The sequence below is a fragment of the Megasphaera hominis genome (assembly GCF_014269395.1).
GTDB lineage: Bacteria > Bacillota > Negativicutes > Veillonellales > Megasphaeraceae > Megasphaera > Megasphaera hominis.
In genome coordinates this window covers 96,083-122,469 of sequence record NZ_JACOGK010000001.1, presented here as the reverse complement: position 1 = coordinate 122,469, position 26,387 = coordinate 96,083, and the positions used below count along the sequence as shown (strand labels likewise).

Sequence of the window (26,387 nt, the reverse complement as noted above, 5' to 3'; positions counted from 1 at the left end):
TCTTTTTTTGTCCGTTTCCCGTGGACGGCTGTAACAAAACTGTCACCGTTCCGGCCCGCTCATAACAGAAAAAAAGCTTAATTTACAGGGAGAGGTATGTTATAATAGTAACGTTCAAGTGAAAAGGAGTAGATAACAGTGTTCAAAAAATTACTTATGATACCGTTACTGGCCCTGGCGTGTGTCCTGCCGCTGGCTTCTGCTGCCGCCGCCAGTACGGAAATTTCGAGCGTCCGCGTGGCCACGCGTAATGACGCCAACACGCCCTTTGTGCGTACTGTCGTAGATGTATCACAAAAAGTGACACCGCGGCTGTACCTCGATAAGTCCGGCCAATACGTGACCGTTACCCTGCCCAATACGAAAATTGACAAGAACGTTCAAAAACAGTATGACGCCAACAAAAACGTCATCTCCCGTATTTGGCTCACTCAGCGGTCGTCGGCTACGGATGTCAATATCAAGGTACCGCGCAAGATCACGGCCAATGATCTCAAGGTCTTCACCTTACCGGCTGACGCCAAGGCCAAGACCAATAACCGCGTGGTCATCGATATTAACGACAAATCAGGCAAAGTAAAACAGTGGAGCCATTGGGGCGACACGAGCATTGGTATTCATCCCTCGCAGCAGACGAAAACGTCCTGGAAATCCCGGACGGATAGCGGCAGCGCAGTTGGTGCGGCTACGGTAACCATCCCGTCGTACGGCAAGAGCGCATCGTACAGCCTGACGAAAGGTCTCAAAGGCAAGACCATCTGCATTGACCCGGGCCACGGCGGCACCGATACAGGCGCCATCGGTTCTATGAGCCAGGAAAAGAACATTACCCTGGCCATTTCCAAGAAGGTCCAGCAGCTCTTGCAGGAAGCCGGTGCTAACGTCATCATGACCCGTACGACCGACGTCGACGTCTATGCACCGAATGACGGCGCTGTAGAAGAACTGCAGGCCCGTTGCAACATTGCTAATGCGTCCAAGGCCGACGTCTTTGTCTGCATTCACATCGATTCCTTCTCGTCGCCTGATGCCATGGGTGTCACGGCGTACTACAACCCGAAGACCCAGTACGATTTGGGCCTGGCCAAGTACATTCACCAGCAGAACATGAAAGCAACGAGCTTCCCGGACCGCGGTGTCGATACGGCAAACTTCTACGTGCTCCTGCACACGAACATGCCGGCTACGCTCCTGGAACTGGGCTTCATTTCTAACCCGGCTGAAGAAAAGGCCCTCAACACGGAAACCCAGCAGGATAATTTTGCTGAAAGTATCGTCAAAGGCCTGGCTGATTATTTTGATCACAACGGTCTCTAATCTATTTTATTAGTAAAAGCGGCATGCATCTTTACGGTGTGTGCCGTTTTTACGTATGTAAAATTGAGTACGTGCCTGTCTTTTTCTAATATTCATTATATGCATGATACGTGTTTTTTGATATAATGTTTTAATAGAATAAGTGCAGAATAGCTGCTGCAGGAGGGGAATAGACTTATGATGAAGCGCAACATTGTCCTGGTGGGCATGATGGGCAGTGGCAAAAGTCATATTGGGCGCAAGATCGCTGTGCATCTGGGCTGGCAGTTTGTCGATACGGACCGGCGTATGGAGCGCCAGACAGGACAGTCCATTGCGGACTTTTATGAAACAGCAGGGGAGAAGGCCTTCCGAGAGAGAGAAATCAATGTCTTACAGCAAGTAAGCCGCTATCACGAAGCGGTTATCTCGTTTGGTGGCAATTTCCCTATGAATATCGATACGTATCGTATTTTGCACCGTCATGGCTACATCGTGGCCCTGCGTTCGGCTGCCTTTCGCGTAGAAGAACGCGTGAGCCGTCACATAGGGAAACGGCCGACAGTCGATTACGATCATCTCCACGAATTCGTGCAACACATGGACGAGCAGTGGAAGCACGTCTATCCGTACTGTGATTACGTCGTCGATACGACCAACCACAGTGCCGAAGAAATCGTAGAGATCATTATTGGTCAGCTCGGACGCGACAAGGTGCAGTTTGCATCGAGGGAAAGAAAGGGGACTGAGCAAAAATGATTACAAAAATCGGGGTTTTGACGAGCGGCGGTGATGCGCCGGGCATGAACGCAGCCATTCGTGGCGTGACGCGTTATGCTATCGAACAGGGCTTATCCGTAACCGGTATCATCCGCGGCTACGAAGGTCTTTTGAGCCACGAAATCATGCCGCTCGACCGGCGTGATGTAGGCGGTATTATCCACCGTGGCGGCACGATGCTGCGCACGGCACGCTGCCTGGAATTCATGGAAGAAAAGACACAGAAGGAAGCCGCTGCCTATATCCGCGAAAATGACATTGACGCCCTCGTCGTCATCGGCGGCGACGGTTCTATGCGCGGTGCCCAGGCGCTGAGCAAGCAGGGCATTCCGACTATCGTCATTCCCGGTACCATCGATAACGACATGGATGGCACAGAATATACGATTGGCTTTGATACGACGGTCAACACGGTCCTGCAGTGCGTCAACCGCATTCGCGATACGGCGTATTCCCACGACCGCGTAGCAGTCATCGAAGTCATGGGCCGTCACGCCGGCTTCATCGCCTTGCACGCCGGCCTGGCTGCCGGTGCCGAAGCGGTCCTCGTACCGGAACACGACGTGTCCCTGGAAGACCTGTGCATGCACCTCAACGAATCGCACCGCATGGGCAAGATGAGCAGTATCGTCATCGTCGCCGAAGGGGCTATGAAGGGCTCTGATGTATATGATTATATAAAGGAACACACCTATCTCGAACCGAACCTGACCGTCCTTGGCTACGTCCAGCGTGGCGGTTCGCCAACTGCCCGGGACGCCATCATGGCCAGCCTCTTTTCGGAAAAGGCCATCGACTGCCTCCTGTCGGGGACGTACAACTGCGTCATCGGCCAGATCGGTGAAACCATTGCGGCTACGCCCTATACGGAAGCGCCGCGGTACCATTTCCCCCTGGACGAAAACATGTACCGTCTGGTTCACCAGCTGGGCCGCTGAGCGAAAAAATAGGAAAATAATAAGAAAAGCAACTCTGTACCGGCACTTATGGGGTCATTTACTCTGCCGGCACAGAGTTTTTTTCGTTAACATTCATTGACATTGAATATTGATACACTTATAATGACAAGTACTGATGAAATTATTTTTACCGCCATCTAAAGGAGTGTTTGGCATGACCTTTGATTTTCAGTTGATTCTGAATTCCTTGCCGTTATTGCTGCAAGGTGCAGCCGTAACCATTGAAATTACGGCTATGTCCGTCGGCATCGGCCTGGTACTGGGCTTGATCACCAGTATTTGCCGCCTGTCGCATATGAAAGTTTTGAATATCCTCGCCGTGTGCTACGTCAACGTCATTCGTGGCACGCCTATGCTGGTACAGATTTTCCTCATTTATTTCGCCCTGCCTATGCTCATTGGCGAACGGATCAACCCCTTCGTCGCTGCCGTCGGTGCCTGTTCCATCAACAGTGGTGCCTACGTATCGGAAATTTTCCGTGCAGGCATTCAGTCTGTCGACCGCGGACAAATGGAAGCCGGCCGTTCCCTGGGCCTTTCGTGGGGACAGACCATGCGCTACATCATTTTGCCCCAGGCCTTCAAGCAGGTCATTCCGCCCCTTGGTAACGAATTCATTTCCATGACCAAGGAAACGTCCCTGGTTTCCGTTATCGGCTTTGAAGAATTGACCCGCCGTGGCCAGCTGATCATTGCCAAGACCTATGGCTCCTTTGAAATCTGGCTCACAGTAGCTGCAATTTATCTGATCATGACGCTCGGCATTGCCCGGCTCGTAAGCTATTTGGAAAAGAGGTATGCAACGGATGATAGAAATTAAAGGCTTAAAGAAAAGCTTTGGGACGCACGAGGTACTGAAGGGCATCGACCTGACCATTCAGGATAAAGAAGTAGTTGTTATTATCGGCCCGTCGGGCTCCGGCAAGAGTACCATCCTGCGCTGCATCAACTATTTGGAAGTGCCTACAGGCGGCGATATCGTCGTCGACGGCATCAGCATGAACGACGCCAAGAGTATCAACGCCGTCCGTATGGAAGTCGGCATGGTATTCCAGCGCTTCAACCTGTTTCCGCACATGACGGTCTTGGAAAATATCATGCTGTCGCCTATGAAGACCCGTCATATCAGCCGTAAGGAAGCTGAAGAAACGGCTGTCAGCCTCCTGCGCAAGGTCGGCCTGGAAGAAAAGAAAGATGCCTATCCCAATACTCTTTCCGGCGGCCAGCAGCAGCGTGTGGCCATTGCCCGGGCTCTGGCCATGAAACCGAAATTCATGCTCTTTGACGAACCGACATCGGCGCTTGACCCGGAAATGGTCCGCGAAGTACTGGATGTTATCAAAGCCCTGGCTAAGGACGGCATGGCCATGGCCATCGTCACGCACGAAATGGGCTTTGCCCGCGAAGTAGCCGACCGGGTTCTCTTCGTCGATGGCGGCTACATCGTCGAAGAAGGCAAACCGGACGACGTCTTCAGCCATCCTCAGGAAGAACGGACGAAGGAATTCCTGTCGAAGATTCTCTAATAGCAAAACGTAAACCCTTGTAGTGGCTGCTGCAAGGGTTTTTATTTTTTTTGTCCACATAAAGCGTCAGAACCTAAGGAAACAGGCCCTTGTGAAAAAACTTTGTAAATTTTCCATCATTGACACGTACAGGCCTTTTTGTTACAATCATGTTGTATTTATATTTAGATATAGTTATGAGGAGATGCAGAATGTTCACAGGTTTATGGGCTGGCCGTAGTCGTAAACAGTTTGTAGATGTCTGTGCTATCCGTATGTCTAAATGAAAAACCCAAAGGGGGCCTTGTATCCCTTTGGGTTTTGTTCTTTTCTAAGGAGGGGTTCCGTTATGAAGGTTGGTTTGGTCATGGGAAGCGACTCTGATATTCCCGTAATGAAAAAAGCCTTGGAAGTATTTCATGATTTTGACGTAGAATGCGAAGTATTACTGGCTTCAGCACACCGCACGCCGGCGGCTGTCCAGGAATTTGCTTCAAAAGCCCGGGACAGAGGCTTGAGCTGCATCGTTGCCGGTGCCGGCATGGCTGCTCATCTGCCCGGTGTTATCGCCAGCTTTACGACATTGCCGGTCATCGGCGTGCCCCTCGAAAGCGGCAGCCTTAAAGGCATGGACGCACTCTTAGCCATCGTCCAGATGCCGTCAGGCATGCCTGTTGCGACGGTTGCCATTAACGGCGCTAAAAACGCAGCCCTCCTGGCTGTCCAGATCGGCGCTACGAGTGACCCCGAACTGGCTGCCAAGTACAAGGCATACCGCGAAAAGATGAGCCGCGACGTCATGGAAAAGAATGACAAGCTCCAGCAGCATCTCAATACGGCCGCGTCGGTTTACAACAAGGTACAGGACACTGTTGAATCCGTCGTCCGTACTGTCAGCGACGCCGTAGAAAAGAACAAGTAATACCATTAAAAACGTAGATTTCACACAACAGGGAGGTTCCCACTAATGTACGACTCGATTTGGGACAAGCAGCACGAAGAATGCGGTGTCATCGGTATTCTCGACCGGACACTGGACATACCGAGATATTTGTATTGGGGCTTGTTTGCTTTGCAGCACCGCGGCCAGGAAAGCGGCGGTATTGCCCTTACAGACGGCCACGATATCTTTACCTATCGCGGCATGGGGCTCATTAGCACCGTCTTTGAAAAAGGCTTGCCTGACGATTTAGGCGGACACATCGGCATTGGCCACGTCCGTTATTCGACGACCGGGTCCAACAACCCGCGCAATATTCAGCCTCTCGCCGTATACTCGGCCTTCGGCCAGATTGCCCTGGCACACAACGGCAACCTGACGAACACGCGCGAACTGCGGGAAGAACTCGACGCCAACGGCGTTACCTTCCAGACGACGATGGATACGGAAATCATCGTCAACCTCATTAGCCGCAGCCGTCAGACGACGGTAGTCGACCGTATCAAGGAAAGCATGAACCGCTTGGAAGGTGCTTTTTCCGTTACCATTATGACCAAGGACCATCTCTATGGTGTGCGCGATAAATTTGGCTTCCGTCCCCTCTGCATCGGCAGAACGACGACCGGCGGCTGGGTGCTCGCTTCGGAAACGTGTGGTCTCGACGCCCTGGGCGCAACCTACGTCCGCGATGTACAGCCCGGTGAAATCGTCGATATTACAGAAGCCGGTATGAAATCCATCATGTATGCAGAGCCCCAGCGCAAGCAGGTCTGCTCCTTTGAATATATTTACTTTGCCCGTCCGGACAGCGTTATCGACGGCCAGGATATTTACCAGGCCCGCCTCAACATGGGTAAGGAAATGTGGAACGAAACGCAGTATGATGCGGACCTCGTCATTTCCGTCCCCAACAGCGGCACAACAGCTGCCATCGGCTATTCCATGGCCTCGGGTATTCCTTTCAACCACGGCCTCATCAAGAACCGTTACATGGGCCGTACGTTCATCAAGCCGACGCAGAAGGAACGCGAGCTGGCTGTACGCATGAAGCTCAACGTCGTCAAATCCGTCGTCAAGGGCAAGCGTATCGTCATGGTTGACGACTCCATCGTCCGCGGCACGACGAGCGGCATTATCTGTAAGATGCTCCGCGAAGCCGGTGCTAAGGAAGTCTACATGTGCGTATCTGCACCGCCGATTATGTATTCGTGCTTCTACGGTATCGATACGTCGGTCCGCAAGGAACTCATCGCTTCGGCCCTGAGCGTAGAAGAAATCCGCAAATACATTGGTGTCGACAAGCTGCACTTCATCAGTCTCGACGGTCTCTGCAAGGCCATTCCCAACATTCCCCGCGAAGACCTCTGTCTCGCCTGCTTTAACAACGACTATCCCACTGCTGTACCTGTGACCAACGAGGAAGGAGAAAAATATGCTCTCGAATAAAAAAGGACTCACTTACGCCGACGCTGGTGTAGATATTGATGCCGGCAATAAAGCCGTAGAACTCATGAAAGACTCCGTAAAAGCCACGTATCGCCCGGAAGTACTTGGCGACCTCGGCGGCTTTGGCGGCCTCTTTTCGCTCATGAACAGCAACATCAAAAAACCGATCCTCGTCAGCGGTACTGACGGCGTTGGCACGAAGCTGCGCCTGGCTATCATGATGAACAAGCACGACACGGTCGGCCAGGACTGCGTTGCCATGTCCATTAACGACGTCCTCGTCCAGGGCGCAGAACCGCTCTTTTTCCTCGATTACATTGCCGTAGGCAAACTCGATCCCGTCCAGGTAGCGACCATCGTCAAAGGCGTAGCCCATGCCTGTGAAGAATCGGGCTGTGCCCTCTTAGGCGGCGAAACGGCTGAAATGGCCGGCTTCTATGCCAAAGACGACTACGACCTGGCTGGCTTTGGCGTCGGCATCGTCGACCGCGACAAGGTCATTACCGGTGAAACCATCGGTGCCGGCGACGTCCTCATCGGCCTGCCGTCTACAGGCGTTCATTCCAACGGCTTCTCCCTGGTCCGCAAGATCGTCTTCGAACGGCAGAAGATGCAGCTCGATCAGTACGTGGACGAACTGGGCATGACCATTGGCGAATGCCTGCTCACGCCGACGCGCCTCTATCCCCGTCCCTGCCTGCCCCTCATCCGCAACTTCGACATTAAAGGCATGGTCCACATTACAGGCGGCGGCTTTTATGAAAATATTCCCCGCGTCCTGCCTAAGGGTATCGGCGTAGAAATCGACGTCACTACGTGGCCGCAGCTGCCTATCTTTGGTCTCCTCCAGAAATGGGGCGACGTAGCCAAAGAAGAAATGTACCGTACGTTTAACATGGGTATCGGCATGATCCTCATCGTCAAAGCTGACGACGTAGATGCCATCATGGCCAACTTGTCCGAACGCGGCGAAAAAGCTTATATCATCGGCAAGACCGTCCAGAGTGACGTCCGCGTGACGCTCAAAGGGGGCGCCTTCGATGACTAAGAAAAAAATCGTCCTTTTTGCTTCCGGCCGCGGCTCTAACGCCGAAGCCATTCATGACGCCGTTGTAGAAGGCATGATCAACGGGGAAATCATGGCCCTCGTCTGTGACATTCCCGGTGCCGGCTGTATCGATCTGGCCAAAAGCTGGGATATTCCCGTCATCGTCGTTGACCGCAAGCAATTCGACAGCAAGGATGCCTTTGAACAGTTCATTCTCGACGCCATTGCGCCTTATGAAGCAGACCTCCTGTGCCTGGCCGGCTTCATGCGTCTTTTGAGCGGCAAGTTTATTTCCCATTACGAACATAAAATCATCAACATTCACCCGGCTCTCCTGCCCAGCTTCCGCGGCCTCCACGCCCAGAGACAGGCAGTAGAAGCGGGAGTTAAGATTGCCGGCTGCACGGTGCATTTCGTCGTAGCCGATATGGATGCCGGCCCGATTATCCTGCAGTCAGCCGTGCCGGTCTACGAATCGGATACGGAAGACACGCTGGCTGCCCGCATCCTGACTAAAGAGCACCCGACATATGTCCGTGCTGTAGAGCTCTTTTGCGAAGATAAGCTGACTATTGAAGGCAACCTGGTAAAGGGTACTGAAGACTAAGGAGGAATTCTCATGAAGGTAAAACGCGCACTGCTCAGTGTTTCTGATAAAACAGGCATCGTCGAACTCGGCAAGGCTTTGGCTGAGCTCGGCATTGAAATCATCTCCACAGGCGGCACCATGCGGGCCCTCCGCGATGCAGGTGTCCCCGTCATGGCGGTACAGGACGTAACAGGCTTTCCGGAAATGATGGACGGCCGCGTCAAGACGCTCCATCCGAAAATCCACGGTGCCATCCTTGCTGTCCGCGACAACCCGAGCCACGTACAGGACATGAAGGACCACGACATTACACCAATCGACTTAGTCGTCGTCAATCTCTATCCCTTCCAGCAGACCATTGCCAAGCCGGACGTTACGTTGCCGGAAGCCATCGAAAACATCGACATTGGCGGCCCCTGCATGGTCCGCGCATCGGCTAAGAACAATAAATACGTAGCCATCGTTACGAACCCTAAGAAATACGGCGAAATCGTCGACATCCTCAAGAAAAATGGCGAATTCACTGATGCCTATCGCCTGGAACTGGCCCGTGAAGCCTTCCAGCATACAGCCCAGTACGACACGGCTATTGCTGCCTACCTGACCGAACAGGTCGAAAAGGGGGACGCAAAATAATGAAAGTAGCTGTCATCGGTGGCGGCGGCCGGGAACATGCCCTGGCCGTAACGCTCGCCAAGAGCCCGTCTGTAGAAAAGCTCTACGCCCTGCCCGGCAGTGATGCTATGGCCGCTGTGGCCCAGTGCGTCCCCGTCGGGGTAGAAGACCTGAGCGGCATTGCTGCCTTCTGCGAAAAGGAAGGCGTAGACCTCGTCGTCGTCGGCCCGGAAGTGCCCTTGACGGAAGGTCTGGCCGACGTATGCCAGGCCAAAGGCATTGCCGTCTTCGGCCCTAATAAGGCTGCAGCCCAGATGGAAGGCTCCAAGGTCTTTGCCAAGAACCTCATGAAAAAATATAACGTACCCACAGCGGCGTATGCGTCCTTTACGGATGGCGCTGCTGCCAAGGACTACATTACAGCCCAGGGTGCGCCTATTGTCGTCAAAGCCGACGGCTTGGCTGCCGGTAAAGGCGTCGTCGTTGCCCAGACTGTAGATGAAGCCTTGGCTGCTGTCGATGCCATCATGGAAGACCGCATTTTTGGCGAATCCGGCGGCCGCATTGTCATTGAAGAATGCATGGTCGGTGAAGAAGCGAGCCTCTTGGCCTTCGTCGACGGCAAGACCATCGTGCCCATGATTTCTGCCCAGGACCACAAACGCATTTTCGACGGCGATAAGGGCCCTAATACAGGCGGCATGGGCGCTTACGCACCAGCTCCGGTCATGACGCCGGAACTGACCCGGACCGTATACGATACGATTCTCGTACCGGTCGTAAAGGGTTTGGCTGCCGAAGGCATTACCTATCAGGGCTGTCTCTACGCAGGCCTCATGATTACGGCTGACGGCCCGAAGGTGGTCGAATTTAACTGCCGCTTTGGTGACCCTGAAACGCAGGCTGTATTGCCCCTCCTCGACGGCGACCTGGCTCAGATCATGCTGGCCTGTGCTAAGGGCACACTCACAGCCGATATGGTGCACTGGAAACAGGCCTCTGCGTGCTGTGTCATCATGGCTAGCAAAGGCTATCCTGAATCGAGCCACAAGGGCGATGTCATCAGCGGTCTCGACAGCGTCGCTCCGGATGTACAGGTATTCCATTCGGGTACCAAGGTCGTAGACGGCCAGTATGTCACAAACGGCGGCCGTGTCCTCGGCGTCACTGCCCTCGGTGCCACCCTGCAGGAAGCCATTGACCAGGCCTATGCTAACGTACGGCGCATTTCCTTTGACGGCCAGCAGGTCCGTCAGGATATTGGCGCTAAGGGCTTGCGTCATTTAGGAAAATAACAACAAAGGGCAGACCCGGAATGGCTATCTGATTTCGCGCCTGCCCTTTCTCTTTTACCATCTCTTGGAGGTGATCCCTTTGACGGAATTTATTACGCCGGCCGAAGCTGCCGACCTCTTACTGGACGGCCAGCGCCTGGGAATTAGCGGCTTTTCCGGCTTTGGCACGCCCGAAGCCATACTGGCTGCCTTAGGCGAACGGTATAAGCGGGAACAAAAGCCGCGGAATCTCGTTCTTTGCAAGGCTGCCGGCGTCGGTGATTACCACGAACGGGGTGTCAACCACCTGGCCTTGCCGGGACTCGTAAAAAGCATTATTACGAGCTATATGGCCCAGGAACCGTCTCTGCGGGCCTTAGCTGACGCTAACGAACTCAGTGTCCACATGGTACCCTTAGGCACGCTCACCAGCATGTACCGCGCAATGGCCCGCAAGGACCCCGGCGTTTGGACCCGCGTCGGCCTTCATACCTTCGTCGATCCCCGCCTGGGCTGCGGCAAAGTAAACGAACGGGCCCGGCAGGAAGCCGATTTGTGTGAAGTCCGGTCACTCGAAGGCAGGGAATATCTCTTTTACCCGGCCTTTCCGTATTTCAACATGGTCTTTATCCGCGGCACCTATGCCGATGCAGACGGCAATATTTCCTTTGAAAAGGAAGCCCTCCTGGGTGAACAGCTCGAACTGGCTGCAGCCTGTCGTTCCGGCGGCGGTACCGTCGTCGTCCAAGTAGAGGATATCGTCCCCAAGGGCAGTCTCGACCCGCGCTATGTCAAGCTCCATCATGTGCTGGTAGATTACGTCGTCAAAGCGGACCCGGAGCAGCATCCCCAAAGCTTTGGTCACGATGGCTACTGGCCGGAACTGTGCGGCGAAGCGCGCAAGCCCCTCGTCGGTCTGGACCTGCTGCCCTTAGATGCCCGCAAGGTCTGCGCCCGCCGGGCGGCCATGCGCCTGGAAGAGGGCATGTTTGTCAACCTGGGTATCGGTATGCCTGAAGGTGTTGGCTCTGTTGCTGCCGAAGAAGGCATTGGCGATGTCGTCTTATCGACGGAATCGGGCGTCATTGGCGGCGTGCCTCTGACGGGCCTCGACATGGGCGCCAGCATCAATCCTGAATGTATTAGCAGTATGCCGGCTATTCTCGATTTGTACGACGGTGGTCTCCTCGATATGGCCGTCCTCGGCCTGGCTGAAGTAGACCAGCACTGTAACATCAACGTTTCCCGCTTCCACGGTAAGTTTACGGGCCCGGGCGGCTTCATCGATATTTCCCAAAATGCCAAGCGCGTCCTCGTCATCGGCACCTTTACGGCCGGCGGACTGCAGGAAACCTTCCGCGATGGCAAGCTGGTCATCCTCAAGGAAGGGAAGTACAAGAAATTCAAAAAGGACGTCGAACAGATTACCTTCTCCGGTCCCTTTGCCTACGCGCGCACGCAGGAAGTGCAGATTATTACAGAACGGGCTGTCTTTAACAATACCAAAGATGGCCTGACCCTCATGGAATACGCACCGGGTATCGATATTGAACGGGACATTATAGGCCAGATGGAATTCCGGCCCAAAATTTCAAAGGATCTGAAAGAAATGGACAGCCGCCTCTTTAAAGAACCGAAGATGGGCCTTGGCTGCCACAACGTAGCAGAGGAGCTGCACAACTTCTTCTATTCAGATAAAGGAATGGAGTAAATTATGGAATATCGTATAGAAAAAGATTCAATGGGCGAAATCAAAGTACCGGCAGATAAGCTGTGGGGTGCCCAGACCGAACGGAGCCTGGAAAATTTCCGCATCGGTACGGAAAAGATTCCCCCGGAAATGGTCACGGTCTTTGCCTATTTAAAAAAAGCTGCCGCGCTGACTAATAAAGAGCTGGGCGAACTGACACCTGACCTGGCCGACGCTATTGCCGCCGCCTGCGACGACGTTCTCGCCGGCAAGCTTGATGGCAATTTCCCGCTCGCCGTCTGGATGACCGGCAGCGGCACGCAGTTTAACATGAATATGAACGAGGTCGTCGCCCACCGGGCAGCCCAGATCCTGGCGGCAGCAGGGAAGGAAGCGAAGGTCCATCCAAACGACCACGTCAACCATTCCCAGAGCTCGAATGATACGTTTCCGACGGGCCTGCACATGGCAGGTGTACTGCTCATCGAACAGCGCCTCTTCCCGGCTATAGATGCCCTCTACGGCGCCCTGCACAATAAGGAAGTGGCATTTAAGGACATCGTCAAGATCGGCCGTACGCACCTGCAGGATGCTACGCCCCTGACGCTGGGCCAGGAATTTAGCGGCTGGGCCCGTATGCTCCAGCGCGATAAGGAAATGCTCATCCAAGGCATCGAGTACCTGCGGGATCTCGCCATGGGTGGTACCGCTGTCGGTACAGGCATTAATTGCCCGGCCGGCTACGACGTACGTTTTGCCGAAATCGTGAGCGAGCTCACGGGTACGACCTTCCACACGGCGCCTAATAAATTCCAGTCCCTTACGAGTAAGGACGAGCTGGTCGTCGTCCACGGCATGCTCAAAGCCCTGGCTTGTGACCTCATGAAGATTGCTAACGATATCCGCTGGCTTTCGTCAGGCCCGCGCTGCGGTATTGGCGAGCTCCTCATTCCGGAAAACGAACCGGGCAGCTCCATCATGCCGAGCAAGGTCAACCCGACGCAGTGTGAAGCCGTTACGATGGTTGCCGTGCAGGTCATGGGCAACGATGCCACTATGGGCATTGCTGCCAGCCAGGGCAACTTCGAGCTGAACGTCTTTATGCCTGTCATGGCCTATAATCTGATCCAGTCCATCCGTCTCCTCACAGACGCGATGGATTCCTTCCGCGTCCACTGCGTGACGGGTATTCGTCCCAATGTGGAACGGATCGACTACAACCTGCACCAGTCCCTCATCCTGGTTACGGGCCTGGTGCCCGTCGTAGGCTACGACAAGGCCTGCACCATTGCTAAGACGGCTGCCAAGGAAGGGAAGACCCTGCGCGAAGCAGCCATTGCCAGCGGCTGGGTCACGGCAGAAGAGTTTGACGCCCACATGGACCCGGCCCGGCTCGCCGGCGTCCGCTAAGCAGTAAAAAACGCATTTTTCTCGTATCTTTGCTAGTCTATAAGCAGGGTTTGTGCTATGATAAACCTGAGCTTTGAAAAAATTTCATTTCCCATCTGATGGAGGCGCACATAATGAAAGAATACAAACCATTCAAATCCGGTAAGGTCCGCGAAGTCTACGATATTGGCGACAGCATCATCATGGTCGCAACCGATCGTATTTCTGCATTCGATCACATCCTGAAAAACAAGATCACCCAGAAAGGTGCCGTCCTGACGCAGATGTCCAAATTCTGGTTTGATTTTACGAAAGACATTATCCCGAACCACATGCTCTCCGTAGATGTTAAGGATATGCCTGAATACTTCCAGCAGCCTCAGTTTGAAGGCAACAGCATGAAATGCCAGAAGCTGACCATGATTCCTATGGAATGCATTGTCCGCGGCTACATTACCGGCTCCGGCTGGGAAAGCTACCAGGAAAACGGCACTGTATGCGGCATCCAGCTGCCGGCAGGCCTGAAAGAATCGGAAAAACTGCCTGAACCGATTTTCACACCGTCCACTAAAGCCGAATTGGGCGAACACGACATGAACGTCAGCCTCGAAGAAGGCGCTGCTTTCCTCGATCAGACCTTCCCGGGCAAGGGCAAAGAATACGCTGAAAAGATCCGCGATTACACCATCGCCCTCTACAAGAAATGCGCCGACTACGCACTGTCCCGCGGCATCATCATTGCCGATACGAAATTTGAATTTGGCCTGGATGAACAGGGCAACATCATCTTAGGCGACGAAATGCTTACACCGGACAGCTCCCGTTTCTGGCCCCTGGCTGGTTACGAAGCCGGCAAGTCCCAGCCGTCCTATGACAAGCAGTTCGTCCGCGACTGGCTCAAAGCCAACCCGGACAGCGACTACCTCCTGCCGCAGGAAGTCATCGACAAGACCATCGAAAAGTACAAGGAAGCCTACGAACTCCTGACAGGCAAGAAGTTCTAAGCCTTTACAAGAAGAGCGTACTTATAGTATAATAAATGTTGTCGTACGGGCGCCGGGTGTCTCGAATCTCCGACGATCACGCAGCGCTTTGCGAATAGTATTTAAAAAAATGGAGGCATTACAATGTTAAGTGTTGAAGAAAAGAAAGAAATCGTAAGCAAATTTGGTGCAAATGAAAACGATACGGGTTCCCCGGAAGTACAGATCGCGCTCCTCACGAGCCGCATCCTTTACCTGACGGAACATCTCCGTAGCCACAAGAAGGATCATGCATCCCGTCGTGGCCTGCTGAAACTGGTTGGCCAGCGCCGTAACCTGCTCGCTTACCTGCAGAAACATGACCTCGATCGTTATCGCGCTATTCTCGAAAAACTGAACCTGCGTAAATAATCGCATACGTGTGAGGCTGATGTGTTGCACATCAGCCTCTTTTTTCAGAACAATTGTACGTGCATCAGGTTGGTAGGTTATAGGCCAGGAGCCCGGTGATGCGGCTTTTGACCTATGACCTACAGCCTGCATATAGATTGCAAGAACATTGCAAGGAGGATTTAAAAATATGGAAAAACAAGTATTCCAGATGGATTTTGCCGGCCGTCCCCTCGTCATCGAAGTAGGACAGCTCGCCAAACAGGCTAGTGGTGCCGCCTTGGTACGTTACGGCGATACAGCCGTATTCGTCACGGCAACGGGCTCTAAGGAAGCCCGGGAAGATGCAGATTTCTTCCCCTTGACTGTCGATTATGAAGAAAAAATGTACTCCGTAGGGAAGATCCCCGGCGGCTTTATCAAACGGGAAGGCAAACCGCCTGAATCGGCTACGCTTTTTGCCCGCCTCATCGACCGCCCGATCCGTCCGCTCTTCCCGAAAACATACCGCCACGACGTACACGTCGTCGCTTATGATTTCTGCGTAGACCACGACAATGCCCCGGAAATCGCTGCCATGATCGGCGCTTCCGTTTCCCTGTGCATGTCCCACATTCCCTTCGCCGGCCCGATTGCCGGTGTCCGCGTCGGCCGCGTTGACGGCAAGCTCATTTGCAACCCGACAGTAGAACAGTCCGAAGCCAGCGACATGGACATTTGCGTTGCCGGCACAAAGGACGCCATCCTCATGGTAGAAGGCGGCGCCAAACAGGTTCCTGAAGCAGACATCCTCGATGCCATCATGTTCGCTCATGACGAAATCAAGAAAGTCGTTGAATGGCAGGAATCCTTCTTGCCCCAGATTAGCGTACCGAAACAGGAATTCGTCGAAAAGGAACCGCCTGCTGACATCGTCGAAGCCGTACACGCGTATGGCGAAGACAAGATGAAGACGGCGATCTTCGACGCCGATAAGGTATCGCGCGAAGAAAAGATGAACACTGTCGAAAACGATATTTACGAACACTTTGCCGACATTTACCCGGACAACCAGGCCGATGTCGCTGAAATTACGCAGAAGATGATCAAGGAAATCGTCCGCCACATGATCGCCGTCGATAAGATTCGTCCTGACGGCCGTAAAGTAGATGAAGTCCGCCCGGTCAGCTGCGAAGTCGGTCTCTTTAAACGGACGCACGGCACGGGCCTCTTCACGCGTGGCCAGACACAGGTCCTCAGCTTCTGCACCTTGGCACCCCTTTCGGAATGCCAGCACATTGACGGCGTAGGCCTGGAAACAGAACGGCGCTACATGCACCACTACAACTTCCCGAGCTTCTGCGTCGGCGAAACGAAATCGTCCCGCGGTCCCGGCCGTCGTGAAATCGGCCATGGCAAACTGGCTGAACGGGCCCTTACACAGGTTATGCCGAGCGAAGAAGAATTCCCGTACGCTATCCGTGTCGTTTCGGAAGTCCTTGAATCGAACGGTTCCAGCTCTATGGGCAGTACCTGCGGCAGCACGCTCGCCCTTATGGATGCGGGCGTACCTATTAAAGCACCGGTTGCCGGTGTGGCCATGGGCCTCGTCACCAAAGGCGACGATTTCACGATCCTCACGGATATTCAGGGCATGGAAGATGCTTTGGGCGATATGGACTTCAAGGTGGCCGGTACGACGACTGGCGTCACAGCCATCCAGATGGATATCAAGATCAAAGGCCTGAGCCGGGAAATCCTCGAACAGGCACTGAAACAGGCCCACGAAGGCCGTATGTTCATCATGGGCAAGATGCTCGAAGCTATCGACGCACCGCGCCAGAATCTTTCCCAGTATGCACCGCGTATCATTACTATCCACCTCAACCCGGATAAGATCCGCGACGTCATCGGGCCGGGCGGCAAGATGATCAAACAGATTACAGAAGAAACGGGTGCCAAAATCGATATCGATGATTCAGGCCTCGTATACATCGCCTCTGTCGAAGCAGCAGGCGGCGAAAAAGCTAAAAAATGGATCGAAGACCTGACCAAGGACGTCGTCGTCGGTGAAACCTACGTCGGCAAGGTTACACGCCTCATGGCCTTCGGTGCCTTCGTCGAAGTCCTGCCGGGCAAGGAAGGTCTCGTACACATTTCCCAGCTCGCTAAGGAACGCGTCGAAAAGGTAGAGGACGTCGTCAATGTAGGCGATGAAATTATGGTCAAATGCATCGAAATCGATGAAAAAGGCCGTATCAACCTGTCCCGCAAAGCACTCCTCGGCGGTGGCGACGGACCGGCCCACCACGGCAACAACCATGGCGGCCACGGCAACCGTCCTCGTCGCGACGACCACAAGCGCTAAGGTGACGCTATGCAGACACGGGGATTTGAAGTAGTGTCAGCCTATGCTGACCAAAATATACAGCTGCCTGTACGCAAAACTGCCGGCAGTGCAGGCTACGACTTGGCAGCGGCCCGGGACATCGTCCTGGCGCCCCATGTTGTCACGGTTGTACCGACAGGCCTGAAGGCCTATATGGCACAGGGTGAATACCTTTCCATTTTCATCCGCTCCAGCCTGGCCTTCAAGAAGGGCATTATGCTGGCCAACGGCACGGGCATTGTCGATAGCGACTACTACAACAATGCCGATAATGAAGGCCACATCATGATTGCCTGCTACAACACGACAGACACGCCGTGCGCCCTGGAAAAAGGGGAACGTGTAGGCCAGGGGATTTTCATGGCCTATCTGACGGTCAGCGATGACGCAGCCGACGGAATCCGCAGCGGCGGTATTGGCAGTACAGGAACGAAATAGACAAAAAAGGGCGCCGGCAGTGCAGACTGTTGCGCGCCTTTTTCGTTAGGGGGTAATACAGATGAGTATCAGTACAGAAACTTGTATCGAACGGAAAGAAATCATGAAAGGCCACGTCCTGCACGTGACCGTTGACAAGGTCTCCATCGACGACGGCCAAGGCGGCGCCCAGACGACGTCGACGCGGGAAGTCGTTTGGCATAACGGCGCCTGCGCCATCGTCCCCGTCACGGACGACGGCAAAATCATCCTCGTACGGCAGTACCGCTACGCTGCGGCCCTGGCTATGCTGGAAGTACCGGCTGGTAAGATCGAGCACGACGGTGAATCGCCTGATCTCTGCGCTGCCCGCGAGCTCGAAGAAGAAACGGGCTTTAAAGCCGGGGACATGAAATTCTTGGGCTTTGTCTACACGTCGCCGGGCTTTTGCAACGAACGGATTTACCTCTATTTGGCAACAAACCTGCAAAAAGGGGAGCAGCACCTGGACGAAGATGAATTTATGAATCTCGAATACTATACGCCGGAAGAAGTGGAAGACCTCATCGACAGCAATGAAATCGTCGATGCCAAGACTATTGCCAATTTCCACAAGGCCATGAAATACCTGGCCAAACACTAAAGGGAGGGATTCTCATGCAATACAAGCGAATTATCGTCATCGTAACGGACAGCGTCGGCGCCGGTGACGCTCCTGATGCGGCAGCCTTTGGTGATGCCGGTGCTGATACACTGGGCCACATCGATGCCCATGTGCCAGGCGGCCTGCGCGTACCTACCTTGCGCAGCCTCGGCTGGGGCCAAATCGCCCATATTCATAGAGAAGACACGACCTTGCGCGGTGCCTACGGCCTCATGGAAGAACAGTCGGCCGGCAAAGACACGACGAGCGGCCATTGGGAGTTCATGGGCAATATCGTAGAAACGCCTTTCCCGACCTTTGCCCACGCCTTTCCGCCGGATCTCCTGGCAGCCTTTACGGAAAAGACGGGCTATGATTACTTAGGTAACGAAATCGCCTCAGGTACAGAAATCATTGAACGCCTGGGAGCCGAGCATTTCCGTACGAAGCTGCCTATTGTCTATACATCGGCAGACAGCGTCTTCCAGATTGCCGCCCATACAGACGTCATTCCCCTGGATGAGCTTTACCGCATTTGTGAAATCACACGTAACGAAGTATGTGTCGGCCCTTACGAGGTAGGACGTATTATTGCCCGGCCCTTCGTCGGCACCTTGGGTCACTTCGTACGCACAGGCGACCGCCGCGACTACAGCCGTCTGCCAAAGAAAAAGATGGTCTTTTCCTATCTTTCCGAAGCCGGCTACAGCGTCGTCGGTGTCGGTAAGATCGGCGATATTTACGCCCACATCGGCCTGACCGAATCGTACCACACGCCGGATAACGCCGCCGACATGGCCATGCTCACAGAGCAGCTCCTGTCTCACCGCGACCGGCAGGGACTTTTCATGGTCAACTGCGTCGATTTTGACAGCCAGTACGGGCACCGACGCAATACGGCCGGCTATGCCCAGTGCTTAGAAGACTTCGACGCCATGCTCGGCGAGTTCCTGACCAAGCTCCAGGACGATGAACTGGTCATCATCACGTCTGATCACGGCAACGACCCGACCTGGAAGGGGACAGACCACACGCGCGAACGGGTACCTATTGTGGCCTGGAGCCCGTCCTTCACAGGCCCTGTCGATTTAGGTATTCGCAGCACCTATGCCGACCTGGGCCAGACAATTATGGAAAATTTTGGCACCGGTACTTTGCCGGCCGGTACAAGCTTTTTGAAGGAACTGAGGTGAGATTATGTGGCCCATCGATTGCATTGCCCATAAGCGGGACGGCCTCGTCCTGCCCAAAGAAGAAATAGAACGCTTCATCGACGACTACGTCCATGGCCGTGTGGCTGACTATCAGGCAGCTGCCTGGTGCATGGCCGTCTATTTAAAAGGCATGACAGAAGAGGAAATTGCCGACCTCACGTTGGCCATGGCCCACAGCGGAGATATGGTGGATCTGTCGCCTTTGGCCGGCATTCCTGTAGATAAACACAGTACTGGCGGCATTGCCGATACGACGACCCTTATCGTAGCGCCCTTGGTCGCTGCGGCCGGCGTCCCCGTGGCCAAGATGAGCGGCCGCGGCCTGGGTTTTACAGGTGGCACCATCGACAAGCTCGAAGCCATTCCGGGCTTTCGCACGACCCTTACAGAAGACGAATTTTTGCATCAGGTCCAAAACATAGGCATGGCCATCATGAGCCAGTCTGCCGACATTGCCCCGGCGGATAAGCTCCTTTATGCCTTGCGCGACGCCACGGCAACCGTCGAAAGCCTGCCCCTCATTGCCAGCTCCATCATGAGCAAGAAAATCGCTGCCGGCGCCAAGGCCATCGTCCTCGATGTCAAATACGGCGAAGGAGCCTTCATGAAAACCAAAGAAGACGCCCGTCACCTGGCCCACACCATGGTGCGCATCGGCCACCTCGTCGGCCGGCCGACCCATGCGGTCATTTCCTCTATGGAAGCGCCCTTGGGCACGGCCATTGGCAACAGCCTGGAAGTCGATGAAGCCATTGAAGCCTTATCCGGAAAGGGTGGCCGCCGTCTCATGGAAGTCGTCCTGGCTATTGGCTCGCAAATGCTTATCCTGGGCGGCAAGGCCAAGGATGATGCGGACGCACGGCACCAGCTGCAGGAACTCATCGATTCCCGTAAGGGCCTCGCCGTCTTCAAGGCCTTCGTCAAGGCCCAGGGCGGCAGCTATACGTGGATCGGCAAACGGCCTCTCACCAAAGCCGGACAGGCCTATACGCCTGTTTGCACGGACGCCGGCTGGATTAGTGCCGTCGACGGCCGCGGCCTCGGTGAAATCGCCATGTCCATGGGCGCCGGCCGGGCCTGCAAGGAAGACAGTATCGATCCTATGGTAGGTATCCGCCTCTATAAGGAATTGGGCGACCCCGTCCGTCCGGGCGAACCGCTCTTTACGCTCTATGGCAAGAGTGATGCCGACCTGCCGGCTCTGGCACAGCAGGCTGCCGACCTGATCACAGTGACGCCGCAGGAGCCGGAACACATCGATCCCGTCGTCAGCGAAATCATTACGGAATAATTTAAACGGAGATATAGATGAACGAGAAAAAACAACTGCCCGTCCAAAAGGGAAAATCCTATGAAATCGACATTACCCGCCTGGGCACAGGGGGAGAAGGCATTGGCCGCTACGAAGGCTTTACGGTCTTCGTGCCCTATGCCTTGCCAGGCGAACGCGTACGGGCCCGCATCGACCTGGTAAAGAAACAATACGCCACGGCCGTCCTGGAAGAGGTCATCCAGCCCTCACCGGACCGCGTGAAGCCCCTCTGTCCCGTCTACGACCGCTGTGGCGGCTGCCAGCTCCAGCACCTGAGCTACGAAGGCGAATTGCGGGAAAAACGCCAGCAGGTCCAGGATGCCATCGAACGCATCGGTCACCTGAAGGATGTCCTCATCCTGCCGACCTTAGGCGCCCAGTCGCCGTGGCACTACCGCAACAAGATGCAATTTCCCGTCGCGGCTGTAGGCAAGCATAAGGTAGCCATGGGCTGCTTTGCTGCAGCGACACACCAGGTCATCGATGTCAAAAACTGCGTCATTCAAAAGGATCAGAACAACCTCATTGCCGGCGTCGTCCGTCAGTGGATGAAGGATTTTAAGATTCCCGCCTATAACGAAGACCTGCGCACAGGCATCGTGCGCCACGTCATGGGCCGCGTCGGCGTCCATACGGGCGAAATTATGGTCTGCCTGGTCACGGCTGTCGACCAGGTACCGCACATGAAGGACCTGGTCCGCATGCTGCGCAGCCAGATTCCGGGACTTACGAGCGTCGTCCAGAACGTGAACACGCGTCATACGAACGTCATCCTAGGCCCGAAGACGCGCCTTATCTACGGTAAGAACACGATCCACGACTCCATCGGTCCCTTGACCTTCCACATCTCGGCCCAGTCCTTCTTCCAGGTCAATAGTGAACAGGCCCAGCGCCTCTACGAAACGGCCTTGGACTTTGCCGACCTCAAAGGCGGCGAAACTGTCGTCGACGTCTACTGTGGCACTGGTACGATCACCCTCTTTTTGGCCCAAAAAGCCAAAGAAGTCTTCGGTATTGAAATCCTCGCCCCGGCCATTCGTGACGCCGTCCGCAACGCCAAGGACAACCACGTCAAAAATACGCAATTCATCCTCGGCGACGCCGTCTACAAGTTGCCCGAGCTCATCCGTAACGGCATCCGCCCTGACGTCATCGTCCTCGACCCGCCACGCGCCGGCTGTGGTGAACCGGTTCTCGCCGCCATTGCCCAAAGCAAACCCAAACGCGTCGTCTACGTTTCCTGCAACCCGGCCACCCTCGCCCGCGACCTGGCCTACCTGGACGAACACGGCTACAAGACAGAAAAAGTACAACCTGTCGACATGTTCAGCCGTACGCACCACGTTGAGTCGGTAGCATTGATGTCACGCAAGATGTAGTGTTATGTAAATTTTCACTCTACTATACATTCCAAAAACCTTGAATTAACGCCACTAGATAGGTTGAGGCTGTGGCAAAATTATTTTATCACAAGGTCTGGATTTTTACTGAAGTATTGAATTGCCAGTGTTCGAAATGAATGCGTAAAACAACATAGATATTTGTTTTACGGAACTTTGAATTTGATGGCATAGTAGGGGCCGAGAACTCAACATAGATGATTTTATATGTCGAGTGCGCCAGGTAGATGCCAGAAAAATGAATTAGAAAAAAAGAGCAGGTGCTCCCTTTTTATGGTGAGTGCCTGCTCTTATTCATTTATGTCTACGCTTATGCCGGATTTAAATTCAACAGTGAAGTGCTTTGGAAACACCGTAATTCTTTCAATAAGCTTATGAACTAATGGTTCATCAAATGCCGTAAGGTTTGAAGGTTGTCTTTTTATGAATTCTTGCAAAGTTTTAATGCGTTCAGCTACTTCTTTCTGGCTGCGCAGATTATTTTCGGCTTTTTCCTTTTGATCCCGTAGGCGGAAAATTTCATCGGCAATGGCATCATAAGCCTGACGATTGTTTGCCTTTGTGATAAGCTCTTGCTGTAATTCTTCCAGGCGTTTCTGTATCCCATCTGGTGAAAGCGTGTCGGATTTCGTGATGGCTTTTGCAAGATTTTCCTGCAATTGTTGAATAAAAGAATCACTGCCTAGCAAAATCTGATTCATAGCTTTTAGTGAGATGTCCTTGAGTAGTTCTTCATTTACTGTTCGATTCGTGCAGTTTGTATCTGCAGCAGTAGGTTCCAACCTTGTAATACAACGCCAAACGATAGATTTGTGGCCATGATTATTCCAATGAACGCGCCGGTAAAGATCTCCGCATTCGCCGCAGCGAACAATCTGAGAAAAACAGTTGTTACTGGAAAAATTACGCTTTTTCCCGGAAGGGCTGACATGAACAACGCGGCGACGAACTAGTTCGGCCTGTACCTGCATAAAGATTTCCTTGGGAATAATGGCTTCGTGATCATTCTCGACATAGTATTGGGGAACAATTCCGTTATTCTTGACGCGTGTTTTTGTCAAAAAATCAGTTGTATATGTTTTTTGCAGTAGTGCATCTCCCATGTATTTTTCATTTCTCAGAATTTTGTTAATGGTACTGCTGTGCCATCTAGTTTTGCCTGCCCCAGTACGAATGCCGTCTTTTTCCAAATGACGGGCAATCTTTGCCATGCTGTACCCTTCCAGGTATTCGCGATAGATTCGTTTGACCACTTCTGCTTGTTCTGGATCAATTATAAGATGGCCGTTTTTATCTTTTGTATAGCCCAGAAAATAATTGTGATTGATTTGTACTTTACCTTGTTGATATCGATACTGAAGGCCGAGTTTTACATTTTGAGAAAGTGATTGAGATTCTTGTTGTGCAAGACTGGCCATGATGGTAATCAGTACTTCACCTTTGGCATCCATCGTATTAATAGCTTCTTTTTCGAAGAAAACAGGAATATTTTTATCCTTCAGCTTTCGTATGTATTTTAAACAATCTAGCGTGTTACGTGCGAACCGGCTGATGGATTTTGTAATCACCATATCAATATTTCCAGCCATACATTCGTCTATCATGCGATTAAACTCTTCACGCTTTTTGGTGTTTGTACCTGAAATGCCATCGTCGGCAAAGATACCGGCAAGACTCCATTCTGGATGATTATGGATGTATTCGGTATAGTGGGAAACTTGTGCTTCATAGCTTGTTTCCTGTTCGTCTGAATCGGTACTAACGCGGCAGTAGGCAGCAACGCGTAACTTTTTCTGTTCCGACTTTTTTATGGTGTTTCCCATTCGCTTTTTTGCCGGAATGATCATAACAGTTCCCATTATATTACCTCACTTTCAATTAGGCTATAAAGATATTCGGCCTGTAACTTGGGATTTTTATAATGTTTACTCGCCTTGGACAATCGGAAAGAGGTCGGTAGCAATGCAGGATTTACGGCTGTTTTGCGATGTAATCTTCCCAACACAGTGGCACGTCGAAGGCATTCTTTCGAAGCTCTATCAAACGTATTTTTGTCTATAATGGCAGGGTAGAAGTTATCTCCCAGGTAGTGCTTGTTTTCCATCAGGCGTTTAGCTGTACCATGATATGTTTCAATTCCAGCTTCAACGGCGGCTTTTGCCAGTGACATCCCAGATAGATAATTTTCATAAAGCTTTTTGATTTTATTGGCCTGTTTTATGTCAATGATGGCTTTGCCATTTTTTATGATATATCCATAAGGAGTATGTCCCATATCGTTACCTTCTTTCTGTAAGTGCGAGACCACATTTTAATATAAAGCAAATCTCATTACGTGAGCGAATGAGAATGTGGTCTACAAATTTTTCAAAGAGCATTGGATCAAATGCTGTCACAGCAGGTGCTTTTTCAACGAAGCGTAAAAGATTTATTGCCTCTGTTATGATGGCCATACTGTCAGAAACGGTGTGCTTTAAGGACTCAATATTTTTTTGATAGGCATCGGCTTGAAAGAGGAGTTCATTTGTTTCCTTATTATAAATGATAGAGTCAATAATACCTTGAGACAGAAGTTTTGTTAATGTTTCTCTCTTTTCACTGTTATGGGCTAACAGCGTATGGAGTTTCTGGATTTTTTTTACTGAATTATTAGCAGGATCTGTTTTTAAAGATTGTACATAGGGAGTTAAAATGATTTGATGGAAACATCTCAACTTATTCATCATGATAATAAAAGCTTGCTTTAAAGTTTCATCACGGATAAAGAGCATGTGGCATTTATTTTTGTTCCGGAGATGTGTGCTGCAACACCAGGCAACATATTTATACCCAGTGTAACCGTGCATTCGCCGTTTAAAAGTGTTGCCACATTCGCCACAAATCACTTTACCGGAAAACGCATAACGATTCTGATATTTTTCGCTCCCTTGAATAATTCCTTTTTCTATGGCTCGTTGACGAATTAGCCTTTGAGCCGTCGTGAAGTCTTCACGGCTGATAATAGCTGCGTGATGATCTTTAACCAGATATTGTGTCGCTTCGCCATGGTTATTATGACGAACAAAATTTGAATCTGAGTATGTTTTTTGGAATAGGCAGTCACCAACGTATTTTTCATTAGATATCATGTCGCGGATGGTTGTTGCAGTCCAGTGGCCACTTCGTTTAGATGCAACACTTCTTTGATTTAAATCATCAGCTATAGCTTGGGTGCTTTTCCCTGATAAAAGCATCGCGAAGATTTTTTGAACAACCGTTGCCTGTTCTGGATTGATAACCATTTGCTCACCGTCCCAAACATAACCGTAAGGTGGGTAAGATATTTTAAATGTGCCATTCTCAAATCGCTTTTGTATGGACCATTTACTGTTTTCTGAAATAGATACGGATTCGTTTTCGGCTAGCGTGGAGAGCAGTGATAAAAAAAGTTCGCTTTTCATAGATCCCGTATTGATATTTTCTTTTTCAAAATAAAGGGGAATATGCAGAGCCTGTAAATCGCGGACTAATTCCAGGCAATCCATCGTATTCCTGCTGAATCGGCTGATGGATTTAGTCACAATAAAATCGATCTTGCCTGCTTTGCAATCATCCATGAGTCTTAATAATTCTGGGCGTTTGTCTTTCTTTGTCCCAGTGATGCCTTCATCATAATAGATGCCGGCAAATTGCCAATCGTCACGGCTGTTGATATAGTTTTCATAATGGACTTTTTGTGCTTCAAGGCTTTCAAGCTGGGCATCTGAACTGGTGGAGACACGACAGTAAGCGGCGACCCTAATTTTCTCCTTTTTGTTCTCTACATTTTGAGATTTTGCAATTTTTGTTACCTTCTTCAAGTAGACATCTCCTTTCCATGCCTATATATCACTCTGTCATCATAATATTTCAAGTGTTTTTGGCGATATTTCCGTAAATAACGGAGGAAATGTTTCACGATTGATGTCGGAGAGGATGTAAAACTCTTTCTGGCCAATGAGCTTATCCTCTAACATGTCCTTGGCGATGCGTTGAGCCATATGGAAGAATAATTCGCTCTGAATGCGTTCTGCAGTGTAGTAAGAATTAAGTGTGTTTTCAACTGACTTGTTCATAATCTCACCTCTACTTTCTTATGGAGAAAGCAGAA

At 52.1% G+C, this 26,387-nt stretch carries 24 protein-coding genes and 1 pseudogene; 21 read left to right on the top strand and 4 right to left on the bottom strand.

Annotated features, from left to right (window positions below; genetic code table 11):
• The first annotated feature begins 138 nt into the window (after positions 1-138).
• The 21 genes and pseudogenes from H8J70_RS00720 (at position 139) to rlmD (ending at position 22,237) form a co-directional block, all read left to right on the top strand.
• A complete protein-coding gene (locus tag H8J70_RS00720; RefSeq protein ID WP_288298583.1) occupies positions 139-1,317 on the top strand; it encodes an N-acetylmuramoyl-L-alanine amidase family protein in 1,179 nt (392 codons plus the stop codon).
• 177 nt (positions 1,318-1,494) lie between these two features.
• On the top strand, positions 1,495-2,055 hold the full coding sequence (locus H8J70_RS00715) for a shikimate kinase (RefSeq protein ID WP_186501841.1): 561 nt from the start codon (positions 1,495-1,497) through the stop codon (positions 2,053-2,055).
• Entirely contained in the window at positions 2,052-3,014 is a 963-nt protein-coding gene (gene pfkA, locus H8J70_RS00710; protein WP_186501840.1) for a 6-phosphofructokinase, read from the top strand. The genes H8J70_RS00715 and pfkA overlap by 4 nt, the downstream gene beginning before the upstream one ends.
• A 175-nt stretch (positions 3,015-3,189) precedes the next feature.
• Positions 3,190-3,855, top strand: a complete 666-nt coding sequence (locus H8J70_RS00705; RefSeq protein WP_186501839.1) for an amino acid ABC transporter permease — start codon at positions 3,190-3,192, stop codon at positions 3,853-3,855.
• The gene (locus H8J70_RS00700) at positions 3,842-4,561 is read left to right on the top strand and encodes an amino acid ABC transporter ATP-binding protein (protein WP_186501838.1); all 720 of its coding nucleotides are present in this window, start codon (positions 3,842-3,844) and stop codon (positions 4,559-4,561) included. The genes H8J70_RS00705 and H8J70_RS00700 overlap by 14 nt, the downstream gene beginning before the upstream one ends.
• Positions 4,562-4,889: 328 nt before the next feature.
• Positions 4,890-5,372, top strand: a pseudogene (gene purE, locus H8J70_RS00695) (5-(carboxyamino)imidazole ribonucleotide mutase); the annotation flags it as partial.
• A 135-nt stretch (positions 5,373-5,507) separates the two neighbouring features.
• On the top strand, positions 5,508-6,926 hold the full coding sequence (gene purF, locus H8J70_RS00690; RefSeq protein ID WP_186501836.1) for an amidophosphoribosyltransferase: 1,419 nt from the start codon (positions 5,508-5,510) through the stop codon (positions 6,924-6,926).
• Entirely contained in the window at positions 6,913-7,974 is a 1,062-nt protein-coding gene (gene purM / locus H8J70_RS00685; protein WP_186501835.1) for a phosphoribosylformylglycinamidine cyclo-ligase, read from the top strand. Before purF ends, purM begins: the two co-directional genes overlap by 14 nt.
• The gene (gene purN / locus H8J70_RS00680; protein WP_186501834.1) at positions 7,967-8,581 is read left to right on the top strand and encodes a phosphoribosylglycinamide formyltransferase; all 615 of its coding nucleotides are present in this window, start codon (positions 7,967-7,969) and stop codon (positions 8,579-8,581) included. Before purM ends, purN begins: the two co-directional genes overlap by 8 nt.
• Positions 8,582-8,593: 12 nt before the next feature.
• Complete coding sequence (locus H8J70_RS00675) at positions 8,594-9,199, top strand: IMP cyclohydrolase (protein ID WP_186501833.1); 606 nt, start codon at positions 8,594-8,596, stop codon at positions 9,197-9,199.
• Positions 9,199-10,473 (top strand): phosphoribosylamine--glycine ligase, encoded by a 1,275-nt coding sequence (gene purD / locus H8J70_RS00670; protein WP_186501832.1) that lies wholly within the window; start codon positions 9,199-9,201, stop codon positions 10,471-10,473. Before H8J70_RS00675 ends, purD begins: the two co-directional genes overlap by 1 nt.
• Positions 10,474-10,552: 79 nt before the next feature.
• Positions 10,553-12,163, top strand: coding sequence for an acyl CoA:acetate/3-ketoacid CoA transferase (locus H8J70_RS00665; protein WP_186501831.1), 1,611 nt, complete (start codon positions 10,553-10,555; stop codon positions 12,161-12,163).
• A gap of 3 nt (positions 12,164-12,166) precedes the next feature.
• Positions 12,167-13,552: a class II fumarate hydratase gene (fumC, locus tag H8J70_RS00660; protein ID WP_186501830.1), complete on the top strand. Its 1,386-nt coding sequence runs from the start codon at positions 12,167-12,169 to the stop codon at positions 13,550-13,552.
• A 113-nt stretch (positions 13,553-13,665) separates the two neighbouring features.
• The gene (locus H8J70_RS00655; RefSeq protein WP_186501829.1) at positions 13,666-14,535 is read left to right on the top strand and encodes a phosphoribosylaminoimidazolesuccinocarboxamide synthase; all 870 of its coding nucleotides are present in this window, start codon (positions 13,666-13,668) and stop codon (positions 14,533-14,535) included.
• A gap of 123 nt (positions 14,536-14,658) precedes the next feature.
• Positions 14,659-14,925 (top strand): 30S ribosomal protein S15, encoded by a 267-nt coding sequence (gene rpsO, locus H8J70_RS00650; RefSeq protein ID WP_186501828.1) that lies wholly within the window; start codon positions 14,659-14,661, stop codon positions 14,923-14,925.
• Between the two features lie 169 nt (positions 14,926-15,094).
• The gene (locus tag H8J70_RS00645) at positions 15,095-17,251 is read left to right on the top strand and encodes a polyribonucleotide nucleotidyltransferase (RefSeq protein WP_186501827.1); all 2,157 of its coding nucleotides are present in this window, start codon (positions 15,095-15,097) and stop codon (positions 17,249-17,251) included.
• Between the two features lie 9 nt (positions 17,252-17,260).
• A complete protein-coding gene (locus tag H8J70_RS00640; protein WP_186501826.1) occupies positions 17,261-17,710 on the top strand; it encodes a dCTP deaminase/dUTPase family protein in 450 nt (149 codons plus the stop codon).
• Positions 17,711-17,771: 61 nt separating this feature from the next.
• On the top strand, positions 17,772-18,332 hold the full coding sequence (locus H8J70_RS00635) for an NUDIX hydrolase (RefSeq protein WP_186501825.1): 561 nt from the start codon (positions 17,772-17,774) through the stop codon (positions 18,330-18,332).
• A 14-nt stretch (positions 18,333-18,346) separates the two neighbouring features.
• Positions 18,347-19,525 carry a phosphopentomutase gene (locus H8J70_RS00630; protein WP_186501824.1) on the top strand — a complete coding sequence of 393 codons (1,179 nt, stop codon included), beginning with the start codon at positions 18,347-18,349 and terminating at the stop codon, positions 19,523-19,525.
• Between the two features lie 4 nt (positions 19,526-19,529).
• Positions 19,530-20,837, top strand: coding sequence for a thymidine phosphorylase (locus H8J70_RS00625; protein ID WP_186501823.1), 1,308 nt, complete (start codon positions 19,530-19,532; stop codon positions 20,835-20,837).
• Between the two features lie 17 nt (positions 20,838-20,854).
• Complete coding sequence (gene rlmD, locus H8J70_RS00620; protein ID WP_186501822.1) at positions 20,855-22,237, top strand: 23S rRNA (uracil(1939)-C(5))-methyltransferase RlmD; 1,383 nt, start codon at positions 20,855-20,857, stop codon at positions 22,235-22,237.
• Between the two features lie 311 nt (positions 22,238-22,548).
• Here rlmD and H8J70_RS00615 read toward each other — a convergent pair whose 3' ends face one another.
• From H8J70_RS00615 to H8J70_RS00600, 4 genes are read right to left on the bottom strand one after another with little or no spacing between them, the layout of a single operon-like run.
• Positions 22,549-24,117 carry a recombinase family protein gene (locus H8J70_RS00615; protein ID WP_186501821.1) on the bottom strand — a complete coding sequence of 523 codons (1,569 nt, stop codon included), beginning with the start codon at positions 24,115-24,117 and terminating at the stop codon, positions 22,549-22,551.
• Entirely contained in the window at positions 24,117-24,533 is a 417-nt protein-coding gene (locus H8J70_RS00610) for an integrase (protein ID WP_118022862.1), read from the bottom strand. Before H8J70_RS00610 ends, H8J70_RS00615 begins: the two co-directional genes overlap by 1 nt.
• 4 nt (positions 24,534-24,537) lie before the next feature.
• Positions 24,538-26,097: a recombinase family protein gene (locus tag H8J70_RS00605; RefSeq protein ID WP_186501820.1), complete on the bottom strand. Its 1,560-nt coding sequence runs from the start codon at positions 26,095-26,097 to the stop codon at positions 24,538-24,540.
• Positions 26,098-26,136: 39 nt separating this feature from the next.
• A complete protein-coding gene (locus H8J70_RS00600) occupies positions 26,137-26,352 on the bottom strand; it encodes an SHOCT domain-containing protein (RefSeq protein WP_186501819.1) in 216 nt (71 codons plus the stop codon).
• Positions 26,353-26,387 lie beyond the last annotated feature (35 nt).